Genomic DNA, 23,880 nt, shown 5'->3' on the forward strand with positions numbered 1-23,880 from the left:
GAGAGGGGAATTGGGAAGCCCTGTGTTAACAATTCTTTCGGGGTCGTATTGGCATTGTTTTTTTGGGCTTCAAAGTTCTGAGACGCCGCGGTGCCAAACTCCCCTCTCGAGAGGGGAATTGGAAAGCTCTGTGTTAATAATACTTTCGGGGCCTTATTTGCATTGTTTTTTTTAGGCTTCAAATTCCTGAAACGTCACGGTGCCAAACTCCCCTCTCGAGAGGGGTGGCCCCGGGAAAGATGTTATCAGCGGCATGATGCCGGAAACAGCTAAAATGATAAAACAACCCAGATGGTGTCGGGTCGGGGTGTGACCGCCCAAATACCGGAATTTACCTCCTTACGCCACGGGAAAAAACGCGCACAGAGATCAGGGCAAAATTATGTACCACAACCCAACCCAGCCCTGAAAGGGCGGCATATCAAAGCCCGGGGTGCCAACCCCGGGACTGCGGCCCAACAAGATCGGAGCCCTGAAGGGGCGGCATACTATCGGGAGTATGTTTCGCCTATATTCTTCGAAACTTGCACGCGCATTGCGTATACAGCCGGTAATTTACCATCGAAGCCGCACCCGTACCGCTCCTTCCATTCACAGCCAATCAGCTTGCACCGAAACCCACGGGCTTTGACCATCACTCCCACACCCCGGCCCGCCGGCATTGGGACGTTTAAAGGGATTGTATGCTGTTCGGACTTCATGGCCATTTAAACGCTTCTACCGGGGCCACCCCTCTCAAGAGGGGAGTTTTTTATCCCAAATAATAACAGTATGATAACCTAAAAATGGCAAACTGACAAAATCCCTGAAGGGGCGGCATAACATCGGGGGGGGATTTGCCGGGTATGTTCGAATTGTGTGCGGATAGGGCTGCTAATTTTGTTTACGGAGTCTCATCAGCCTCCTTTTTTCCTTTCATGACTTATCAGCTTGCACCGAAACCCACGGGCTTCGACCACATCTCCACACCCCGGCCCGCGGGCATTGGGGCGTTGGAAAGGTTCAAAAGCAATAAAACTTCACCAACCCTATCACACTCATACAGGGGCCACCCCTCTCGAGAGGGGAATTGTTTAGCCCTGTTTTAAAAATACTTTTGGGGCCTTATTGCATTGTTTTTTTTGGCTTCAATGTATTGATACGCCACAGTGCTACACTCCAATCCAAGAGAGGGGTGGGCAATCGGAGAATGAATTCGATCTATGAAATCCGTCCCCACTGAGGGTGCTTGTTTCGAAGAAAAAAAGCAACGCATTAATCTTCGATTTGGGATCCCGGATTTTACCCGGAAGCCCTTGATGTTCTCTGAGTTTTACCCAAAAAATAAAAGTGCTGCGGCATGGGCAGGCAGCGGGGCTTCCGGGGGAGGTGTGGTTACTGGGGTTGCCAGTGTTCGGGGATGCGGTTGAGCATCTCGGCGGTCATGGCGGGGAGGTCGTAGGCGGGTTGCCAGCCCCAGTCGGCGCGGGCGATGGCGTCGTCTATGCTGTTGGGCCAGGAATCGGCGATTTGCTGGCGGTAATCGGGATTATAGCTGATTTCGAAGGCGGGCAGCTGTTGTTGGATGGAGGCGGCGATTTCTGCCGGGGTGAAGCTCATGGCGCCGAGGTTGTAGCTGGTGCGGATCGTAATGCGATCTGCCGGGGCGTTCATGAGATCGATGGTGGCTTTGACGGCATCATCCATGTACATCATGGGCAGGCGGGTGTCGGGGCCAAGGAAGCATTCGAAGGGCTCGCTGGCGAGGGCTTTGTGGTAGATATCGACGGCGTAGTCGGTAGTGCCGCCGCCGGGCAGGGTTTTGTAGCCGATCAGGCCGGGATAGCGCAGGCTGCGGACATCTACGCCGAAGGTGCGGTGATAGTAGGCGCACCATTGCTCGCCGGTGAGTTTGTTGATGCCGTACACCGTAGTCGGGTTGCAGGGGCTGTTCTGCGGGGTGTTGTCGGAATCAGCGTCCGGACCGAAAACGGCGATGGAGCTTGGCCAGAAGACGCGCTCAAGCTTGTGGTCGCGCGCGATATTGAGGATGTGGTGCAGGCTGCCGATGTTAAGCTTGCGCGCGAGCGGGATGTCCTTTTCGGCGCGGGCCGAGAGCAGGGCTGCGAGGTGATAAATCTGCGTGATGCCGTGCCGCTTCACACAATCGAGAATGGCGGCCTCGTCGGTGACGTCGAGGATTTCGAAAGGTCCGTTTTTGAGCTCGCCTTCAGGCTCACGGATGTCCGTGGCAATGACGGCTTCCGTGCCGAGTTCGGCCCTGAGTTTTGATATTATTTCTACCCCAAGCTGACCGGCAGCGCCGGTGAACAGTATTTTTTTCATGTGTGATGAATGAAGAGTCGAATCAGTCAGTGGATTTTGTCACAATCATTTGAGCACGCCAAGTTCTTTGCCGACTTCCGTGAAGGCCGCTATGGCGCGGTCGAGATGCTCCTGCTCGTGCACGGCAGAGATCTGTACGCGAATGCGCGCTTCACCTTTGGGCACGACGGGATAGTAGAAGCCGATCACGTAAATCCCTTTTTCGAGGAGGCGGGCGGCAAATTCCTGCGCAATTTTGGCGTCGTAAAGCATGATGGGCACGATGGGGTGCTCGCCGGGTTTGATGTCGAATCCGGCTTCGGTCATTTTGCTGCGGAAGTAGTGCGTGCTGTTTTCGAGCTTGTCGCGCAGCGCGGTGGTTTCGCTTAGGAGCTCGAGTACTTTGAGGGAAGCCCCGCAGATGGCCGGCGCGAGGGTGTTGGAAAACAGGTACGGACGTGAGCGCTGACGCAGCATGTCGATGATTTCCTGATGCGCGCAGGTGAAGCCGCCGAGGGCCCCGCCGAGGGCTTTGCCGAGGGTCCCGGTGATGATATCGACCCGGCCCATGACTTCCCGGTATTCGTGGACGCCGCGTCCGGTTTTGCCGATGAAGCCGGTGGAGTGGCATTCATCGCTCATCACGAGCGCGTCGTATTTGTCGGCGAGATCGCAGATTTTGTCGAGCTGCGCGATGGTGCCGTCCATGGAAAACACGCCGTCTGTTACGATGATGCGGCTTCGGGCGCCGGAGGCTTCCTTAAGCTTCTCTTCGAGGTCGGCCATGTCGTTGTGCTTGTAGCGGAAGCGCTGCGCCTTGCAGAGGCGTACGCCATCAATGATGGACGCATGGTTGAGCTGATCGGAAATGATGGCGTCTTCTTTTTCGAAGAGGGGCTCAAACAAACCGCCGTTGGCGTCGAAAGCGGCGGCGTAGAGAATGGTGTCGTCAAAACCCAAAAACTCGGCCAGCTTTTGCTCAAGCTGTTTGTGGATGCTTTGCGTGCCGCAGATGAAGCGCACCGACGACATGCCGTAGCCGTATTCATCGATGGTGCGCTTGGCCTCTTCGATGACTTCGGGATGAGAAGAGAGTCCGAGGTAGTTGTTGGCGCAAAAGTTGAGCACCCCGTCCATTTGGGTGGTTTGAATGGAGGCGCCCTGCGGCGTGGTAATAATCCGTTCGCTTTTGTAAAGCCCGTCGGATTTGATGCGGTTCAGTTCGTCAGAGAGGCGGATTTTGAGGGAACCGTACATGTATAATAGTCGAATTAAATTTTAGGATGCGCCACAATATCCGCTTACTTACGCTTTAAATGCGGATTTGAGGCTGAATAGATGGCTTTTTTAGGATGCACAAAAGTATGAAAAAGGGCGGTCAGATTTAGGTGTAATTCGGCTTTTTGAGGTTTTTAAAGCAAAAGTGTTTTTTGTTAACTTAGCTTAACAGATGATGCTTGTATCCAATGTTTTAACGCCGGTCTGCGATACCGTGCTTCTTACAGATGCAACTGTATCTTTTGATTTAATCCATAAACTATCTTTTTGGTTGTCTTTTCTTTTAGCCCGTTATGCCTTTTGCGTGACTTGGTTTCAGGTCTGTTTGCCTGAGACCGGGTTACCCGACCGGCACAGCCGGGCTTTTTTTGTGGGCAGCTGATTTTTATTTAAACCATTGTTATGACACGTTTTTTACGCCCAATCCTTTTGGCTGTCGTATGCAGTTTTTTGCCGCTGATGGCAGCAAACGCACAGGTCAATGAGGGTGGCACTCCGCTCAGTTTCAAGCTTGAACACAAACAGACCCTGCAGTCCGTGCCGGAAGTATCCCTTGTTCCGCACGGCCTTGCACAACAGCGTGCCGAAGATGCACAGCTTGATTTTGAACCCAATACGCCATTCCGCTTTGGCTATAATATAGATACGGACCTTAATCCGCAAAACGCCGGTGTTTGGGAAACCATGAAGGATGACTACCGCGTATGGCGGCTCGCTGTGAAAAGTGCGGGTGCCCGCAGCCTGAACTTACTGTTTGATGACTTCGAGATTCCCGAAGGCGCGCAGCTTTTTGTGTACAGCAAGGACCGCTCCACCATTTTGGGCGCCTTTACTGCGCGCAACAATCAGGATGACCGCTATTTTGCAACAACCATGATCTGGGCCGATGAAGTTGTGATCGAGTATATTGAGCCTGTTGACGCCGCTTTTCAGGGCAGCATGAATCTGGCGCGGGTCACGCACGGTTACCGCGATCTGAAAGACGGCAGCTTCGGTGCTTCCGGCTCCTGTAACCTGAACGTTGCCTGTGAAGCAGCTGAAGGCTGGGAAGAGCAAATCAGCTCGGTCGCCCGCATGGTCGTTAACGGGAACAGCTGGTGTACGGGGCAGCTCATCAACAACACCGCAAATGACAGCACGCCTTACTTTCTGTCTGCCAATCACTGTTTCACGCAGCCGGGGCAGCTGGTGTTCATGTTTAATTATGAGAGCGAGACCTGTCAGAACCCTGCGACACCGCCTTCACACGATGCGATGTCCGGCGCGGTAAGCCTGGTGCGCCATTCCCCTTCTGATGTGTGGCTTCTTCAGCTCAATCAGGAAGTACCCGAAGAGTATGAGCTGTTTTTTTCCGGCTGGAACCGCACCATGGATGAAACCATAGACGGCTACATTTTCGGCGTTCACCATCCGCGCGGTGACATCAAGAAGTTCAGTTACTTGTTTGATGGCGTTACGACTTCGAGCTATCTGGGCGCGCCCGGCAGCGGCAGCACGCACTGGCGGGTAGGCACCTGGGCCGACGGCACGACAACCGAGCCCGGCTCATCCGGTTCGGGATTGTTTGACGGAGAAGGTCGCCTTATCGGTCAGCTGCACGGCGGCTATGCGGCCTGTGGCAATGAGCTGGAAGACTGGTACGGCAAGTTCGGCGTATCCTGGACCGGCGGCGGAACAGAAGCAACAAGCCTGGAACCCTGGCTTGATCCGTTGGGAACAGGAGCACTCGTACTCGACGCTTTTAATCCCTTCGATGACCCGCTCGACAATGATGCGCAGCTTACTTCTATCCTTAGCCCGAACGGCATGTATCAGATTACGGATCCCATCATCCCCGAATTCCGCATTCGCAACGCGGGGCTTGAAACCATTACGGCACTCACAGTTGGCTATGAAATCACAGATGAGTCCGGTGAGATGGTAAACAGCGCGACGCAGGAATGGACGGGTGAACTGGAAAACCGTCAGTTTGCGAACGTTCTGTTTCCTGAGATTGAGCTTCCGGCGGGTTCTTTTGAAATACTCGCTTTTGTGGATTTACCCGGCGATGAAAATCCGGATAACGACAGCCGCACTGGTACCTTTAGTGTTGTGGACTGTACGCAGCCCGCGGGCGCACCTTTCTCAGAAAATTTCCTTGAAGGCCCCGGCGCACCGGATTGCTGGACGATAACCGACAATATTGGCAATGGTCAGGTCTGGCAGTTTGGAAACATCGGCTCGCGCGGGATTGACGGCGGCGTCCGCTACGCCTATCTCGACAGCGACGCCTACGGCAGCGGCAACAGTCAGAACTCAGACCTGATTACGCCCCGCCTCGACCTCACACATGCGGAAGATGTGACGCTTTCCTTCACACACTATTTCCGCGATTTCAATTCCTCAACCGCAACAGTGGCCTACAGCCTCGATGACGGCGAAACCTGGACGATCCTTGAAGAATGGAACAGTGGTCAGACCGCTAATCCTGCGTTTTTCAGCATGGACGTGCCCGAAGCGGACGGCGAATCTGCCGTGCGTTTCAAGTGGAACTTCACCGGAAGCTGGGACTGGTACTGGTCTGTTGACGATGTGCTCGTTGATGCAACCGTTAATGAGCCTGAACCCGAGCCGGTGTTCGCGAACGTATTCTTCATCCACAATGCTTCTGATCCGGCGCTTGCCATGGCAGATTTATTTTTGGATGGTGAACTTGCCGGCGAAGGGGTACCGTACCGCGTTGCCCTTGAAGACGGACTTCTTCCCGCAGGTGAGCCTGTCACAGTTGGGATAGCACCCTCCGGTTCAGATGCGCCGGCTTTTGAACAAACGCTGACCTTTAGCGAAGACGGCAACTATGTAGTGCTGGTTTCCGGACTTCTTGCCCCTGAGCTGTTTGCTGAGAATCCCGATAACCGCAGCACTGCCCTGCGTTTTGAAGTGTATAGCCGGGATATGATGCATGAGCCTTCCGAATCCATGCACGCCCTCTACCTGTATCACGGGGTAACCGACGCCCCCAATCTGGATATTGCCCTTAAAGGGGAAGCGCCCTTCATGCACGATTTCGGATTTGGCGATATGGTTACGCCGGATTTCGGGCTTCTCCCGGATGCGTACGAGCTGCATTTGACGGACGCGGTTTCCGGTGACATGCTCTTTGCCTTTACCGCCGACCTCAGCGGACATGAACCGCAGCTGGTAGGAATTGTGGCTTCCGGCTTTGCAAATCCGTCAGAGAATCAGGATGGTGCCCCGCTCACGCTTCTTGCCGTATTTGAAGACGGCGAAGTCACAGAACTGCAAAATGTAACCAGCACTGCGCCTGAGCTGCAGGATATCCCCGCCGAATTTTTGCTCGCGCAGAACTATCCGAACCCCTTCAACCCCACGACACAAATCAGCTATCAGCTGACGGAAACCACTGAAGTGGTGCTCGAAGTCTTCAACCTCACCGGGCAGCGCGTCGCTAAGCTGGTGAACGGTACACAGCCTGCGGGCACACACACGGTAACATTTGACGCCGGCTCACTTTCAAGCGGCGTCTATCTGTACCGTATTCAGGCAGGCAGCTTCACCCAAACCCATAAAATGCTTCTCCTGAAATAAGCGGCTTTTTTTATGGGAAGGGGATGGGGAAGGAAAAGCGCCTCATCACAAAAAAGTCCTGTCGGGGTAAACCGGCAGGACTTTTTTTATGGGATGTGTTTTCGGATGATTATCGAAATTGATAAGCTGTGGGCCTTAGTTCAAGCCTTGGCGGGACTTTGTTGGGTTGAAGAACCCAACAAAAACATGAGTTTAGATTTGCAGGGGCATGGGCTTCACAAAAATTGCCTATTGATCGTTTTGCGGAGTTTGCAACAAACTTTTCGGCAGATAAATGGTGAAGGTTGTGCCGGTTTCCGGAGAACTTGTGAATGAAATCTGCCCGTCGAGTCCCGTCACAATTTTGTGGACAATGGCCAGTCCTGAGCTTCTGCCCGTGAGATCACCATCTTTATCCGGGGAAAACAGCACAAAGATATGGGACTGCAAATCTTCGGGAATGCCGGGTCCGTTGTCTTTAACCGAAAACACAAGATATTGCTCCTGTTCTGAACAGCTGACGCGGACCGTCGGCCGGGTATTTTCATCGCTGTAAAGGAAGCTGTTGCGAACCAGAATCTCAAAAAGCCGGAACAGCCGATTTTGGTTTACGCGTATGAGTGGCAGCTTATCCCACGTAAATACACCCTTCTTCTTTTGAATCAGTCGGGCATTCCAGCGCCGGATATCTTCCATCAGGACATTCAGGTCAACGGTTGATACTTCATCCGACAGATATGCGCTAACTTCATAATAATTGTACATTTTGTTGATGATCTCCCGCATATCGACCGTGCTCTTTTCAGCATTGCGCAGATACTGAACGCCTTTTTCATCGAGCACAGCTTCATATTTTCGGATGAGCTGACGCAGGGTCAGGCGCAGTACCTGAACGGGTTCCTGCAGATCATGCGAAATTACATAGCTAAACTGTTCCAGGTTTCGGTTGGCCTGACTCAGATGGATGGCTTCCCGATCAAAATCGCGGTTATGTATTTCCAGCTTTTTGACATTCGCGCTGATCGACCTGTGATAGTGATTGGTCAGCAAAAACAGCATAAGGGCGGTCACGGTAACAAAAAAGAATCCCTTGTAAGACTGAATAATTGCATACGCTTCGACCTCAATCCCCTCAAAAAGAAGCAAGAGAAACTGATCGCTGAAAAGAATCCAAATATAGCCGACAGTAAGGTAGATTAAAGTAACTTTGATCGGTGGTCTCATTCAATACGGAAGTTTTATCAATGAAGAATACAAAAAGGTAATCTGAAGGGGTGTAAGGCAGTACCCGGATCACGCTTTGGCATTCAAGGTAAGGCTTGCAGAGCGCTGATAAAACCGCAGGCAGCTGTTTATGTGCACAAACCTTTGATTTTATAAATCGGTGCGCAAGTTATATTTTCCACTTGCCATTTTGGGCGGCACATCAGAATCGCTTCAGACTGTAAGTGTTTCTAAGAAAACCCTGTCAACAATTGAACAGCAAGGGGTTAATGGTTGTTTTGGAGCCCGAATCACAACATCTTAAATCTTAATCATTATTTATGGAATCCACGCCTAAGATTATTTACACCATCACCGATGAAGCGCCTATGCTGGCAACGCATTCATTGCTACCGATTATTACCGCTTATGCCAAACAAGCCGGCGTTGAAGTTGAAACCCGGGATATTTCACTCGCCGGCCGCATTCTTGCCCATTTTCCGGAATATCTGACGGAAACACAGCGAATCGGGGATCACCTTGCTGAACTTGGAGAACTGGCCAAAACCAAAGAAGCAAACATCATCAAACTGCCGAATATTTCAGCTTCCGTCCCACAGCTCAAGGCTGCCATTGCGGAGCTCCGCGAGCATGGTTATATGGTACCCGAATATCCGGACGAGCCCAAAAACGAAGAAGAAGCAACCATAAAAGCGAATTATGGTAAAGTGCTGGGTTCAGCGGTGAATCCCGTACTGCGGGAAGGAAACTCGGACCGCCGGGCACCCAAGCCGGTTAAGAACTACGCCAAAAAGCACCCGCACCGAATGGGCAAATGGACCCCCGATAACAAAGCGCACGTAGCAAGCATGACCGAAGGAGATTTCTTTGGAAGTGAGCAGTCCATGACCCTGTCGGAAGCGGACACCGTACGGATTGTTTTCACAAGTACGGACGGAACCAGGCGTGTGCTGAAAGATAATCTGAAGCTTCAGGAAGGTGAAGTAATCGATACGGCGGTCATGAGCATGCATAAGCTCAAAGCCTTTGCTGCCGAGCAAATTGAGGACGCTAAAAATTCTGATCTCCTGTTCTCCCTTCACATGAAAGCTACGATGATGAAGGTTTCTGATCCCATCATATTTGGTGCATTTGTAGAGGTGTTTTTCAAGGATGTGTTTGCCAAATATGACACACTGTTTAAAGAACTTGGCGTTGATACCCGTAATGGTCTCGGTGATGTGTATGCCCGGATTAAAGGACAAGACAAAGAAGCAGAAGTCAAGGCAGCGATTGAGGCCGTTTACGCGGAGCGTCCGGATTTGGCAATGGTCAATTCCTACAAAGGCATTACCAACCTTCATGTACCTTCCGATGTAATTATCGACGCTTCCATGCCCGTTTTGATCCGTGATGCGGGCTGTATGTGGGATAAGTATGACAAACAGCGTCAGGCCAAGGCCGTTATCCCCGACCGATCTTATGCGGGCGTGTACCAGGCTACTATTGATTTTTGCAAAGCCAACGGCGCTTTTGATCCTTCAACCATGGGTAGCATTCCCAATGTAGGATTGATGGCCCAAAAGGCCGAAGAGTACGGTTCACACGACAAAACCTTTCAGATGGATACCGAAGGTGTGGTGCAGGTGATCAACAGCAAGGATCAGCTTTTGATGGAACAAGCCGTTGAAACCGGTGATATTTTCCGCATGTGTCAGACCAAGGACGCCCCCATCCGTGACTGGGTAAACCTGGCCGTGCGCCGCGCCCGGGAGTCCGCAACACCGGCTGTGTTCTGGCTTAACAAAGACCGCGCACACGACGCGCAGCTCATCCGCAAAGTTGAAGCATACCTTGCAGAACAAAAAACCGACGATGTAGAACTGCACATCCTGCCGCCGGTCGAAGCGACGCAGTTTTCGCTGGAGCGCCTGCATAAAGGGCTCGATACCATATCCGTAACCGGTAATGTGCTTCGCGACTATCTCACCGATCTCTTCCCGATCCTGGAAGTTGGCACTTCCGCTAAAATGCTTTCCATTGTGCCCCTGATGAACGGCGGCGGACTTTTTGAAACCGGTGCAGGAGGTTCAGCACCGAAGCACGTGCAGCAATTGCTTCAGGAAGGCTACCTTCGTTGGGATTCCCTCGGAGAGTTTCTCGCCCTTGCGGTTTCCTTTGAACACCTGGGACGCGTTTTCGGAAACAAGCGGGCAAGCGTGCTCGCCCAAACCCTGGATAAGGCCAATGAGAAGTTTCTGGACGAAGATAAGTCGCCGGCCCGTAAGCTGGGGCAAATCGACAACAGGGGTTCCCACTTCTATCTTTCCCTGTATTGGGCACAGGCCCTCGCCACACAGACCGATGACGCCGAGCTTGCAGCCATATTCAAGCCGGTAGCTGCGGCCCTGGAAGAAAAGGAAGAATCCATCAATCAGGAACTAATCGGTGCACAGGGCAACGCGCAGGATATTGGCGGGTACTACCATCCTGACTTTGCCAAAACAACGGACGTTATGCGTCCGAGCCTCACCTTCAACGCCATCATCGATGGCCTGAAGACCGAATAAAACAAGGCGATCCCGGAATTCAGCCGGTGTCCGAAAACCCAAAAGTACGGACACCGGCTTTTTTCTCACGCTTTTATTGCTTTACGCATAGCGCACAAACGACCTGGTGCAGTCAGCTGCACCAAAAATGATTGGGGGCTGTAAGCATTTTCAACCTTAGCAAATTAATCTAACCTATATGATTCGATACTACGGAAAACTCGCCGGTTACGGGAAAGCCATTCCTGAGACTGTCATCACAAATGATGAGCTCTCCAAAAAAGTAGATACAACGGATGAATGGATCAGAGAACGAACCGGAATCAGGGAGCGGCATGTCGTAAAAGATGGGGAGCATTGCTCAGACCTTGCAACGCAGGCCGCTCAGGCCGCTATGGACAAAGCGGGCATTACCGCTGAGGAAGTTGATCTGATTATTGTGGCAACCTCCAGTCCCGATTATCTCATGCCGCCCGTGTCTTCACAGGTACAGCACAACCTCGGTGCCGCAAAGGCGGGAGCTTTCTCAATGGTCGTTGGATGTACCGGTTTTGTGTACTCGCTTGTGACAGCAGATCAGTTTATCCGCTCAGGACAGTACCGCAACATCGTAGTGATTGGGGTAGAAGTCATCAGCCGAAATGTGGACTGGAACGACCGCAACACCTGTGTGCTCTTCGGTGATGGCGCCGCAGCTGTTGTGATACAGCGAACCGAAGACGAAAACAAAGGTATGCTCGCCCATCACCTCGGATCGGATGGCAGCGGACTCGAACACATCATTCAGGTTTCCGGCGGCACCCGCTACTCGGTTACTCCGGAGCGGCTCGAACAGGGCATGCAGTACCTGAAAATGAACGGCCGCGAAGTTTTCAAATTTGCCTCAGTCAAAATGGGCGAAGCTCTCAAAATTGTACTCGATGAAACCGGCTACTCCAGCGCCGACATCGATCTGTTCATCCCCCATCAAGCCAACGCCCGTATCATCGAGTTCGCTTCACGACAGGCAAGGCTACCGGCTGAGAAAGTCTTCGTAAACGTTGACCGCTACGGCAATACCTCCGCTGCCTCAGTACCCATCGCATTGACGGAAGCTTTCGAGCAAAACCGTCTAAAAGAAGGTGACCTTCTCGCCCTCGTAGCCTTCGGTGCCGGCCTGACCTGGGCGTCCTGTCTCTTCAGGGTGTAAGAAAAAATACCTCATTCAAAAAAAGCCTGACGCGAACCAACTGCTGCGTCAGGCTTTTTTTATAATGGAAAGGGGGCATTCCGGAAGCCCAAACGCAGCGTAAGTTACAGACACTTTTCTTGGGTACTATCATCTTTAGACCACTTAACCCTGAACCGCCAAAACGCCCTTCTGCAAGAAGGACGCCCGGGTGAGCGCAGCGAACGGGCGGAGTGTGACAGCCCGAATGACTGAATTGGCACCCTCAGGCCACAGATAAACACTGCGTAAATCAAATTGGTGCAAATAATAATTTCCACAATCTGACCAAAGTCCTGAAAGGGCGACATACCACAGCCCGGGGTACCAACCCCGGGAAGAGACCCGACCACACAAGTTGAGCCCTGAAGGGGCGGCATATCATCGTGATTACTTTTTGCTGGCCATGTTTGAATCGTGGATGTTCATCGCGGATAAGGCCGGTAATTTATTTTGTGATTCGTATCAGCTATGTTCCTTGCTTTCACGGTTTATCGGGTTGCACCGAATTTCAAAGGCTTCGACCGGCACTCCCACACCCCGGCCCGCGACCATTCGGGCGTTAAAATGCTTCAAAAGTGATACACCTTCATCAATCCAATCACACTTCTAACGGGGCCACCCCTCTCGAGAGGGGAATTGGGAAGTTCCGTATAAGTAATAACTTATATGCCTGATTTACAGTTTATTGGCCTCGAAGTCCTGAAACGCTACGGAACCAAAACTCCCATCTGCGAGAGGGGTGCCCCTGGGAAAGATGTAATTAGCGGCAAGAGACCGAAAAAAACACATATTTAAAACAGCCCCGATGGTGTCGGGGCGGGGTGTGACAACCCGGATATCGGGGTTCGCTACCCTCACGCCACAGATAAACACCGTGCATTACAAACAGGTGCAAAAAGTAATTTCCACACCCTAACCAAAGCCCTGTAAGGGCGGTATATCACAGCCCGGGGTACCAACCCCGGGAAGAGATCCGACCACACAAGTTGAGCCCTGAAGGGGCGGCATATCATCGGAGATAATTTTTACCGGATTTGTTTGAATCGTGCACGTTCATCGCGGATAAGGCTGGTAATTTATTTGTGAGTCGCACGAGCCCCGCTCCTTCCTTTCACGGTTTATCGGGTTGCACCGAATTTCAAAAGCTTCGACCGGCACTCCCACACCCCGGCCCGCCACCATCCGGGCGTTGAAATGGTTCAAAAGCTATACAACTTAATCAATCCTATCACATGCGTACTGAGGCCACCCCTCTCGAGAGGGGGAATTGATAAGTTCAGTGTAAATAATGACTTATATACCTGTTTTATGTCTGATTTTAGCCTGAATTACACTTTATTGGCCTCGAAGTCCTGTAACGCCACGGAAATCAAACTCCCATCTGCGAGAGGGGTGCCCCTGGGAAAGATGTAATTAGCGGCATGAGACCGAAAAAAACACCTATTTAAAACAGCCCCGATGGTGTCGGGGCGGGGTGTGACAACCCGGATATCGGGGTTCGCTACCCTCACGCCACAGATAAACACCGTGCATTACAAGCAGGTGCAAAAAGTAATTTCCACACCCTAACCAAAGCCCTGTAAGAGCGGTATATCACAGCCCGGGGTGCCAACCCCGGGAAGAGACCCGACCACACAAAATGAGCCCTGAAGGGGCGGCATATCATCGGAGATAATTTTTACCGGATTTGTTTGAATCGTGCACGTTCATCGCGGATAAGGCTGGTAATTTATTTGTGAGTCGCACGAGCCCCGCTCCTTGCTTTCACGGTTTATCGGGTTGCACCGAATTTCAAAGCCTTCGACCGGCACTCCCACACCCCGGCCCGCCGGCTTTGGGGCGTTGAATGGGATTTGGTGCTGTTCAGTCTTCATTGCTCTTCACACGCTCCTACCGGGGCCACCCCTCTCGAGAGGGGGATTGGTAAGTGTTGTGATAATAACACCTTAGAGACCATACTTACATTTTTTTGGCATTGAAGTATTAAAACACCACGGCCCCATCATCCATTAAAAATAAAACTGTATTCTGAAAACGAAACGCATCCCAAAACCTTCCAAAGTTTAAAAAAACCCTTGGAAGGTTGATTTGGATCCGAAGAAAATTAAAACAAAACTATCATCCCATCATCCCGCTGAATTAACGGTGCTGTAAATGCCTACAGCTTCTTGGGTATTGCGGGATATCGTTTCAAAATATTGGATGTTGTAACCGGTGCTCAATCTCCCAGAACAGCTTCACGGGCGGATTCCAGTCTTTCGGTGAGCTCTTCTCCTAAATGCCGCTCCAGAATACCGCGGTATACGTTTGACGTGCGGAAGCCTACGCCGCGCTCGAAAAAGTCACTTATCACCGGCTGCCAGTCGCTGTTAAGCGGCATGATGATGCCGAAACGCTCGCTCGCCAAATCACCGGCTGTGTGCTGACGCAGCGGCTTGCCCCGCTCTGCGGCACGCCAGAAGTTGTAAATATCGATGTAGGCAAACAGATCTTCCCGCTCGCTGAGCTGCTCAAGAATTTCGGCATTCGAGCGGGCGAACTCCATGGAAGCTTCCGGGATGTAGTTGCTGATCAGCCGTTCGATCCGCTCCTGATGAAGGGTGCCTTCAAAGGCAAGTCCGTTCATGCCCGCAAAGTGCTGCGATAATTCAGACATTTCGCCCAGTTCATCAATCGCATCATTGGTGATCAGGACAGCAATGTTGGTGAGATAGGGCGGGCTGAAACGGAGTTCGGATTTCCGGGCTTCCGTAATGGTCACGTTGCCAAGACCGAAAACGCCGCCTTTTGACTGCACAACATCCCCGTAAAACTCCTGAAAGCTGTCAACAGGCACAAAGTTGTAGGTGATGTCCAGACCCATGGAAACATCCAGAAACTCACGGAACTCTTCCATAATGTCAATGGTGACACCCGTAAGGTTGCCGCGCTCATCAATATAAGCAAAGCCCTCTGCGGGCACGTAAACAACCGTCAGCGTTCCATAGCCGCGCTGTTTGACCTGTTCAAAGGAATCACCTTCAAAACGAGGCGCTTCTGAACAGGCGGTAAAAAGTACAACCAGAAAAAGGGTAGCTAATAGTATCTCTTTTAACTTCATTGAATAGGGATGGGGCTTTTTGTGTAGGATTGATTCAAATTTACAGCACGGCTTCAGGCGCATGCTGTGCATGGTAAAGTTCATCATGCAGCTGCGTGAGAACGGAAATCAAGGCGTCGCGCAGCGGTTGGGATTTGCTGTAAAGTTCGGCCTGCCGCTTCTTGTAGATACGGCGACCGGCTTCGGTTTCAATACAGACCGGACTGTAGCCGATGGCGCGCAGATCGTAGGGACCCGCCTGCATGTCTAAAGTACGGGCTTCGCAGGCCAGTCGGAAGGCCTGCAGGGTGAGCGATGACGGCACCCAGGGCGTTAGTTTATAGCACCATTTATACAAATCCATGTTGGTGTGCAGACAACCGGGTTGCTCGTAATCATGCATGTTGTCGCGGGTAAGCTGTACGCTGTTTTTGGGACGCGCTGAGGGCGTGAAAAAGCGGAATGCGTCAAAATGAGAACAGTTTACGGGGCTGTTGTCAACCAGCACCCGGATTTCGCCGGGGCTCAACCTGAGCGGGAAATCGCCGTGCCGGACATCTTCTGCCTCATAGACCATCGCCCACTCGTGCATACCGCAGCACCCGAAGTTCGGGGGCCTCGAAGCGGTTGCCCGCAGAAGTTCGGTGATCCAGCGAAGTCCGCGCTGTTTTTTTGCAGGAAAGCGGTTTAAATCCAGGAAGGCTCCTTCATCCGTAACCGAAAAAAAGCGGTCATCAAAACCATCAGCTTCAGTCGCTCCCTCAAGCATAACTCCAAATCCGGGTGTCCACTGCATGAGTTTGGAAGGCCTGAACTTGTAATAGGTGAACATAAAATCCATCACCGGATTCTGCGCCTGCCGCGACTTCGCCTGCAGGTATCCGCCCGTCAGCTGTTCTACAGCTTCCCGGTGTGAAGCGGCCTGTGCCAGCCACTTCTTACGTGACAGATTTTTTAGCTGTATGATCATAGCTTGTTCAGAATTACTACCTGCCGGTTTGTTATCCATCCGGATGAAACAAAGGTGAATGTATTGCCCCTCAGTACTGTTTGATGAATTCAAATATAGAGTAAGGTCGTGTTTTACAAAAACGATAAGGCCGACTAAAAACTGATTTTAACATAAATCACAAATTCATACGCTTAAATGAAAGAACTTCAGACTGCCCCGCAGGAAATTACCGGTGAAATGAGCTATCAGATGTATAGGGAAATGACAGACGCACTTCTTGCTGCCGGCAAAACAACGGGTAATAACCATTCAGAAATGATGATCAGCTACACCAAAATGAATGTAACCCGCATGAAGCGCATTGACAAACATACGCCGCTTCTTGATGAGCTTGCCGGATTTGTGGCAGCCATGGAACGTCCCCAAAAATGGGTTGTCATTACCGAACCCTGGTGCGGAGACGCCGCGCAGATTGTTCCGGTATTCAACAAAATTGCCGAAGCTTCGAATGGTAACATCGAAATGGTTCTGGTGCTGCGCGATCATCATGAAGCGCTCATGAATCAATATCTCACAAACGGTGGTAAGTCCATTCCCAAGCTCATCGCGTACGATGCCGCTTCAGGAGAAGAACTCTTTAACTGGGGTCCGCGACCTGTACCCGCTCAAAAACTGTTTCTGGAGCTTAAAAATGCGGAAGCCCCTTTTCAGGAGCTTTCCGAAAAACTTCACAAATGGTATGCCGACGACAAAACCATTACCACGCAGTCTGAGCTTCTCAGCTACCTTATGAATTTTACTTCAGAACCGTAAAACGTCCGCTTGTAATAGATTGCGCGCCGCTTTGGTTTCCGGTAGCTGTTATGCGATACGTGTACAGGCCGGAAGCCAAAGCCGCAGCGTTAAACGGCAGATGGTGCGTGCCCTGCCCAAAATGACCATCAGCGGCTACCGCAACCTGTCTTCCCTGTACATCATACACCGCAATCCGGAGCTGTGCGCTTTCATGCAGGGAGAACACGAGATTGGTCGTCGGATTAAAGGGGTTCGGATAGTTAGGGTAAAGTGAAATCAGCGACGCCATTTCTCTTTCATCCTGCGGCCCGAGTTGTGTGCCAAGCGGCGTCAGGGATTGCTTCTCATATACACTGCCATCAATTTCAGCAATTGGCTGATTGATTTCGGCAAATGGTGGTAAGTCCAGGCGTATGGCTATTTCTGTCGGCGGCAGTTCTTCATACACAAGTCCCAATCCCTCAGCCATGTAGAATTCCGGCCCGAAATCTTCAAGTATAGGAATGGTGATGGGCTGAGGCCCGAAAATGGGTACAATTATGCTCAATGTGACATCAACACTCAGCAAAAGCTGTCCGCCTTCTGCGGAAAAAACCCCAAGGCTGTTATCGAAAGTTCTGGCCTCCAAACGCTCATAGGTGAGTCCGATACCGATATCAAGGGAATCGCCTAAACTGATACCATCAGGCAGATCAATCAAATCACCGATTTCTTCGGGGACCTCGAAACGCAGGGTTTCATCCACGAGCTGAACAACAGTGCCGGGATCAAGCTCAAAATTGATCAGGTCAACTTCCGCATCGAAACTGATCGGAAGACCAAACTCATCAAGTGCGCCCAAATCAATCAGGTCGCTCAGGCGTGCAAATACCCGGTTTCCTTCCGCTTTAATCAGGCGCTCCGGTACCGGCGGATAAGGGGTGATCTGATAGGTTAGGGTTTCGTTGGCAAGATCCCCTTCAAAGCCCACTGTTTCGATGGAGGAAAACAGGGAATCGGCAATAACTTCATCATCGAGATTCGTGACAATTACCCGCCATTCGGAGGCAAAAGCGGCTTCCGAATCAGCCGGAAAAAGCTGCGCAGCCTGACGGGCCTCAAGCTGCAGGGTCGCAGTGCACATCAGCAAAAAAATCAGAAACAAAGAAGAAAAAAAAGTAGCGGTAGGTTTCATAGCGTTAGTCGGGTTTTAGATCATAAATAAGTTAGCGTAATCTAATCATTTTACGGGCCTTAGTGAAGCGCTCATCGCTGTTCACCGCTTCGGCATGAATGCGGTAAAAGAACAGGCCGTTGGCCATCCAGCGTGACTCCCATTCATACTCGTGAATACCAGGCTGCAGGAGTTCGCCGCTGAGCACGGTGCCCACCAGGCGACCCTGAACATCATGGATGGTAAGGCCCACCACGGCTTCCTCGGGCAGAATGAAGCTGATGGTCGTGCTCTGACGAAACGGGTTCGGGAAATTCTGAGACAGGGTGAAATCCTCAAGCCGCAGGAGCACCTGCGTCTCCGAGCTCAGTACCGAACCACCCGGATTCGACACCCGGACCGTGTAAATTCCTTCATCGGCAGTGTCCATGTCATCAATCTGATACATCCGTCCGGTTTCGTCGTAAAGGGGCAGGCCGTCTTTAAACCACTGATATACCGGCTCCGGCGTACCGGTTGCGGCGACTTCCAGCGTGAAGCTGCCGCCGGGGACTACCGTGCCTGAAACCGGCTGACGCGTAATCTCGGGCGCTTCAACGGGTCCTTCATAGCTGCCGGAAATGCGCACAGAAGCCAGCAAATTGTTGCGGTTGGTGTAGCGGAACCAGTCCGCCGGGTCAGCGCTGGGCGGCTCAATAAACAGACGCGTTCGCACCGGGAAATAATTGCTGTCGCTGGCATTGTTACTGCCCCCATCAAGCAAAAACTCCACCCGTGAAGCCGGGTTCAGCACTTCAAACACGATGAAAAAATCGCCGTCAGCCGGCGTCGTCCAGGCCGCGGCACTCAGGTTAATACTGTTGGCACCGCGCACAAGCTGATTCAGGGGCACGGTAACCGCTTCAATCTCAGTGCCGGGAACAGGACCCGATGTAGAGCCGACAACCGTATGCAGGCTTATCCGCAAATCGCCACCGCCCACAAGGCTACTGTCGCGCCCGTTAACCGTGAAGCCAACCTCCGTTATGCGACCGGGCAGCTCGGGCGAAAACCGTTTTGCAAGCTTGCGGATACCGCGCCGCGACTCCTGCCGCTGATCTCCGGGAAGTTCGGCAAAAGCCGTCGGCTGACCGGCATAACTCAGGGTTCGCGTCACAATCGGCAGGGTCTGCCAGCTTGCACTGTAGGAAAAACTGAGTGTCGGGGCATTCAGCGGAAACACAGACCCGCCGCTGCCTTCACCGGACAAATCGGCGGCCATGCCATCAGCCAGAAACGAAGCCGGCACGCCCGTTTCAGGCGGTGTGACAGCAACGGCCGTCAAAACCACACGCTCGAAAGGTCCCGGCAGCTCATAACTCCCCGGCTCAAAAAACATCACCTCAGGATCAAGATTCACATCCTCCGGAAAACCAATCACCGCAAAATGAACGCCGTCCGATCCGCTGATGGTCAGGTTCAAGTTTTCCACCCCAATAAACTCGCTATACTCGGCACCGCCGTAAAACAGCGTAGCACTTCGGCTTGCCTCCGTCTGTCCGCTGAAATACTGAAAGGTTGGAAAGGTAACCCGATTTGCCCGTCGGCGGATATCCCCGTAGCTGAACCGGGTATCGGCTCCAAGCGGCAGGTTGATGAAATTGGCGATGTGGAAATCACGCAGGATCTCCTCAAAACTGAGTCCCTGTGCCGCAGCAAGTGCTTCGTAAGCCTGAAGCCGTCCGCCGGATGAACGTGTAAGGGCACCGGTGGCTTCCGGACCAAACCGCTCAAACAAGTACGAATGCAGCAAGGACGCCCGCTGATAGTCAATGAGAACCTCCGGACTGTTCCGACGCCAGGTGTAAAGCTCCTGATCAATCTCGAGCGGATCAGAAAGATAAGACGGACTCCGCCCCGGAAAGCCTGTCAGCAATTCCGCCCATTCGCTTTGGCCCTCGTTCTGAAAAATATGGAGCCCCCCGTAATTGGCATGGATCAGGTGCTGCAACTCATGCGCGGCAACGCTCCGAACCCGAAGCGCATTGACCTGCCCCTCATTATAAATAAGCGGTCGGGAATTCAGGTAGATGATATCGGCTGCGTTGCTGTTACTGTTATCCGGCACCAAATCAACCGGATCAAAAAAACCCGCCACAAAGCCGCGGGTACTGCCCGGCGTCCAGCCGTCAATCACATCGGTGATCAGGATATTCAGAATGCCTGAACCGTCAATGTTGGGCATATTGCCAAAAACTTCGGTACCGATCTCAATAATCCCCCGCTCCGGATCGATGGAAAGCGCGGGCGTGCTGTTGCTCATCACCTCCAGAAGCCCCTCGATCACCTCCTCATTCACCTTATCCGGCGCAAACTCCCCGTTTTCGACCCATATACGGATTTCATCACTCAACCCGCGCAGCGTAAACCCAAGCGTTCGCCAGGTATTATTCGTAAGGTTACGCACCCGAAAATTACGCGTATCACCCAAGGCAGCGTCAGCATGCAGGGCCTCGGTCAGCGCCCCTTCCGGCTGAAGCCTGCGCAGTTCCCTGTACTGCCGCAGCGCCTCCTGAGACTGCGCATCCTGCAAAACCCCGTCTGCGCTGCACATCAAACGCGCCCCAAGACCCAGGTCAATCCGGTCCCAAAACCCCGGCTGCACACTATGCTCCGCCCCCTCATGCGGCAGACTTTGAGAGACATACTGCCCCTGCGCCGGAGCAACACAAAGCGCACAAAACAACGCAACAAACAGGAAATAACGAACCATGAACAGATATTTAAGATGAAAACACAGCTACCAAACAAAGGGATTAATGCAACAAACTACAACAAACCAACCAAACCCAAAATAGTTCTTTCACACGAACAACAAAGCCCCTAACAATATCAAACACAAAAACCCAATCTCCTCATCAGAACCAGCCAACAACATCATCACCCTGCCACCCGCTGCATGCCCATGCCGCAGCATTTTTTATTTTTTTTGGAAAACTCAGAGAACATCAGGGGCACCGTGACAGATTGAAAGCTCCCAAGTCAAAGATGAAGGCGTTGCTTTTTTTCTTCGGAGGCAGTCTGCCGTCAGCGGGGGCGGATTACAAAAAACGAACTCACACTCCGTGGACCGCCCTTTTTTCAGTGCGTCATGATACAGTATGTCAGTGTGTCATTTTTGGTTTATACTATTGTTATTATCAGGGATACAAAATTCCCCTCTCGAGAGAGGTGGCCCCGGCAGCAGCGTGTAAAGACCCTTAAAGCCCGAACAGCATCCATTCCTTTTCAAAGCACCGAATCCGGCGGGCCGGGGTGTGACACGATGCTGCTCGAAGCCACGAACCGAATTTCCAGCACATTACAAGTAATGGTCAACCGGCGCGAGAGAACTCCGTGGCGTAAGGCGTCGAATACCAGCACCGAAGCGGTCACACCCCGCCCGTTCGCTACGCTCACCCGGGCACCCCTTTTTTCAGTGCGTCACGATACAGTATGTCAGTGTGTTGTAATTTGGTTATCGTGCTGTTATTATTTGGGATACAAAATTACCCTCTCGAGAGGGGTGGCCCCGGTAGTAGCGTGTGAAGAGCCTTGAAGCCCGAACAACATCCATTCCCTTTCAAAGCACCGATGCCGGCGGGCCGGGGTGTGGGAGTGGTGATCGAAGCATGTGAGTTTCGGTGCAACCTGATTACCCGTGAAAGGAAGGAACGGAGCGGATCCGATCTCCAAAAATCAAATTACCGGCTTTTTACCGCAATGAGTATGCACAATACGAACACCTGTGGTAAAATCACCCGCGATGTTATGCCGCCCTTTCAGGGCTCCGTTTTGATGGGCCGTGATCCCGGGGTTGGCACCCCGGGCTATGGTATGTCGCCCTTTCAGGGCTGTTTCACGACGATTTACGCAATGGAACCAAACCTACAGCGCCCAGGCAAACTTTCAGGGTTTCCGAAACCTTGAGGTTTTTTTCGACCCTGTGGCATGCATTGGCTGACATCGGCCAAGCGGGGAGGCTCCTTGGCGTAAGGGGGCCAAATTGGTCATCGAGACTGTCACACCCCGCCCAGACACCATCCGAGTCGTTTTAACAGTTTTGGCTGTTTTCAGCTTCTTGCCCTTGTTCACGTATTTCCAGTGGGCACCCCTCTCGCAGAGGGGTGTTTGGCTTCGAGGTTGATTATGGCTTCCACCTCAAAAAAAAAGAATGCAGGCAGGGTGCGAAAATTGCTGTTAATGCATTACTTACAAATGCTTATGTCGATACGGGCTAAGGTAATGTCTTTTAACTGTGCCGTTTTTCGAGTTCTTTGACGAGATCTGTAAGGTGCATTTTTTTTTCGGTTAGCAGCAGCATGAGGTGGAAAAGGAGGTCCGAGGCTTCATAGATAAATTCTTTTTCGTCCTCATTTTTGGCCGCAATAACCGTTTCGACCGCTTCTTCGCCTACTTTTTGGGCGATTTTGTCGAGGCCTTTTTTGAACATACTTGTCGTATAGGAACCTTCCGGAAGCGTTGATTTGCGGGTTTCAAGGAGGTGCTGAAGTTTGATCAGAAATCCGAGCTCGTTTTCAGGTGCAGGGCTTTCACGGTAGAAACAGCTGGTTTCGCCCGTGTGACAGGTAGGTCCTTCAGGGTGGGCCGTTATGAGAAGAGCATCGGCATCACAGTCGTAGCGGAGGCTTTGCAGGTGCAGAAAATTACCTGAACTTTCACCTTTGATCCAAAGCTGTTGACGGCTGCGGCTGAAGAAGGTGACTTTGCCACTTTCGAGAGTTTTTTCGAGGGAGGCAGCATTCATATAACCCAGCATGAGTACGCGTAGGCTTTCAGCGTCCTGCACTATGGCGGGAATCAGACCTTTTTCATCGAATTTGAGGGTGTCAACGGGAAAGTTCCGGGAAGTGCTCATGATGTTGTATCAGCGTTTGGAATGGTTCAGATTCTTTGGTTGGGTCAGAGCCGGACCGGGATGCCGGCATCGCTCACTTGTTGTTTTAGGTCGGGTATTTCAATCTCTTTGAAGTGAAAAATACTTGCGGCAAGTACCGCATCAGCCGTTCCGTCCTTGATGGCTTCTATGCAGTGCGCGATGGTGCCGGCGCCTCCGCTTGCAATGAGAGGCAGGCTGACTGCAGCCGAGACCGCACGAAGTAAAGGAATGTCATAGCCGGATTTGGTTCCATCCTTATCCATGCTCGTGAGCAGAATTTCCCCGGCGCCACGGCGCGTTACTTCTTTGACCCAATCAATGGCATCGAGACCTGTATCGTAGGTCCCCGACCTGGTAAAGATGTGCCAATGCGGGGCATCAGCCGGAGATTCGGGGCGCAGTCGGGCATCGATGGCGGCAACAACACATTGGCTTCCAAAGCGGGCCGCAGCTTCACTGATGAGGCCAGGGTTTACGACAATGGCACTGTTCAGCGAAACTTTATCGGCACCGGCTGCAAGCAAATCGCCGATTTCATCCGCTGCTTTAATACCGCCGCCAACTGTGAAGGGAATGGTGATGTTTCGGGAGATTTCCCGGACCAGATCTATCAGCGTTTTACGCTTTTCATTTGTAGCGGTGATGTCTAGGAAAACGAGTTCGTCAGCACCTTCCTCACTGTACCGAACGGCGAGCTCAACGGGATCCCCTGCATCACGTAGTCCGAGGAAGTTGACGCCTTTTACGGTACGCCCGTTTTTGATATCAAGACATGGAATAATTCGCTTGGCTAACATGCAGTGCTAATGGGTAGAAATTTTCTTTCGAAATAAAGGTCAAAAAAAGGAGGTGTACGGAAGTATGCGGCCGTG

The 23,880-nt window shown here is 52.0% G+C and carries 13 protein-coding genes; 4 read left to right on the plus strand and 9 right to left on the minus strand.

Annotated features, from left to right (window positions below; translation table 11 throughout):
- Positions 1–1,374 precede the first annotated feature (1,374 nt).
- Together CYPRO_RS08575 and kbl are read right to left on the minus strand one after the other, a co-directional pair.
- On the minus strand, positions 1,375–2,325 hold the full coding sequence (locus tag CYPRO_RS08575) for an NAD-dependent epimerase/dehydratase family protein (RefSeq protein ID WP_114984224.1): 951 nt from the start codon (positions 2,323–2,325) through the stop codon (positions 1,375–1,377).
- A gap of 45 nt (positions 2,326–2,370) precedes the next feature.
- Positions 2,371–3,561, minus strand: a complete 1,191-nt coding sequence (gene kbl / locus CYPRO_RS08580) for a glycine C-acetyltransferase (RefSeq protein WP_114984225.1) — start codon at positions 3,559–3,561, stop codon at positions 2,371–2,373.
- Between the two features lie 423 nt (positions 3,562–3,984).
- Here kbl and CYPRO_RS08585 point away from each other — a divergent pair, with 423 nt between their 5' ends.
- Positions 3,985–7,170 (plus strand): T9SS-dependent choice-of-anchor J family protein, encoded by a 3,186-nt coding sequence (locus CYPRO_RS08585; RefSeq protein ID WP_114984226.1) that lies wholly within the window; start codon positions 3,985–3,987, stop codon positions 7,168–7,170.
- A gap of 228 nt (positions 7,171–7,398) precedes the next feature.
- On the opposite strand, the gene CYPRO_RS08590 is transcribed toward CYPRO_RS08585, so the two are convergent.
- A complete protein-coding gene (locus CYPRO_RS08590) occupies positions 7,399–8,373 on the minus strand; it encodes a sensor histidine kinase (RefSeq protein ID WP_114984227.1) in 975 nt (324 codons plus the stop codon).
- Positions 8,374–8,693: 320 nt separating this feature from the next.
- Between CYPRO_RS08590 and CYPRO_RS08595 the strand changes: the two genes are divergently transcribed.
- Entirely contained in the window at positions 8,694–10,922 is a 2,229-nt protein-coding gene (locus CYPRO_RS08595) for an NADP-dependent isocitrate dehydrogenase (RefSeq protein WP_114984228.1), read from the plus strand.
- A gap of 178 nt (positions 10,923–11,100) precedes the next feature.
- Positions 11,101–12,090: a beta-ketoacyl-ACP synthase III gene (locus tag CYPRO_RS08600; protein ID WP_114984229.1), complete on the plus strand. Its 990-nt coding sequence runs from the start codon at positions 11,101–11,103 to the stop codon at positions 12,088–12,090.
- 2,239 nt (positions 12,091–14,329) lie between these two features.
- Here CYPRO_RS08600 and CYPRO_RS08605 read toward each other — a convergent pair.
- Positions 14,330–15,211, minus strand: a complete 882-nt coding sequence (locus tag CYPRO_RS08605; RefSeq protein WP_164682653.1) for a substrate-binding periplasmic protein — start codon at positions 15,209–15,211, stop codon at positions 14,330–14,332.
- Between the two features lie 40 nt (positions 15,212–15,251).
- Positions 15,252–16,160, minus strand: a complete 909-nt coding sequence (locus tag CYPRO_RS08610) for a 3-methyladenine DNA glycosylase (RefSeq protein ID WP_205730328.1) — start codon at positions 16,158–16,160, stop codon at positions 15,252–15,254.
- Between the two features lie 177 nt (positions 16,161–16,337).
- On the opposite strand from CYPRO_RS08610, the gene CYPRO_RS08615 reads away from it, so the two are divergent.
- Positions 16,338–16,955 (plus strand): thioredoxin family protein, encoded by a 618-nt coding sequence (locus CYPRO_RS08615; RefSeq protein ID WP_240644712.1) that lies wholly within the window; start codon positions 16,338–16,340, stop codon positions 16,953–16,955.
- Here the strand turns inward: CYPRO_RS08615 and CYPRO_RS08620 are convergent.
- From CYPRO_RS08620 to hisF, 4 genes are all read right to left on the minus strand, one after another.
- Positions 16,939–18,111 (minus strand): T9SS type A sorting domain-containing protein, encoded by a 1,173-nt coding sequence (locus CYPRO_RS08620; RefSeq protein WP_114984231.1) that lies wholly within the window; start codon positions 18,109–18,111, stop codon positions 16,939–16,941. The two genes, CYPRO_RS08615 and CYPRO_RS08620, sit on opposite strands and share 17 nt — an antisense overlap.
- A 31-nt stretch (positions 18,112–18,142) precedes the next feature.
- Positions 18,143–20,842 (minus strand): immunoglobulin domain-containing protein, encoded by a 2,700-nt coding sequence (locus CYPRO_RS08625; protein WP_114984232.1) that lies wholly within the window; start codon positions 20,840–20,842, stop codon positions 18,143–18,145.
- A gap of 1,518 nt (positions 20,843–22,360) precedes the next feature.
- The gene (gene hisIE, locus CYPRO_RS08635; protein ID WP_114984234.1) at positions 22,361–22,987 is read right to left on the minus strand and encodes a bifunctional phosphoribosyl-AMP cyclohydrolase/phosphoribosyl-ATP diphosphatase HisIE; all 627 of its coding nucleotides are present in this window, start codon (positions 22,985–22,987) and stop codon (positions 22,361–22,363) included.
- A gap of 44 nt (positions 22,988–23,031) precedes the next feature.
- Complete coding sequence (gene hisF, locus CYPRO_RS08640) at positions 23,032–23,805, minus strand: imidazole glycerol phosphate synthase subunit HisF (RefSeq protein ID WP_114984235.1); 774 nt, start codon at positions 23,803–23,805, stop codon at positions 23,032–23,034.
- Between the last annotated feature and the right edge of the window lie 75 nt (positions 23,806–23,880).

The sequence above is a fragment of the Cyclonatronum proteinivorum genome (assembly GCF_003353065.1).
Classification (GTDB): Bacteria; Bacteroidota; Rhodothermia; order Balneolales; family Cyclonatronaceae; genus Cyclonatronum; species Cyclonatronum proteinivorum.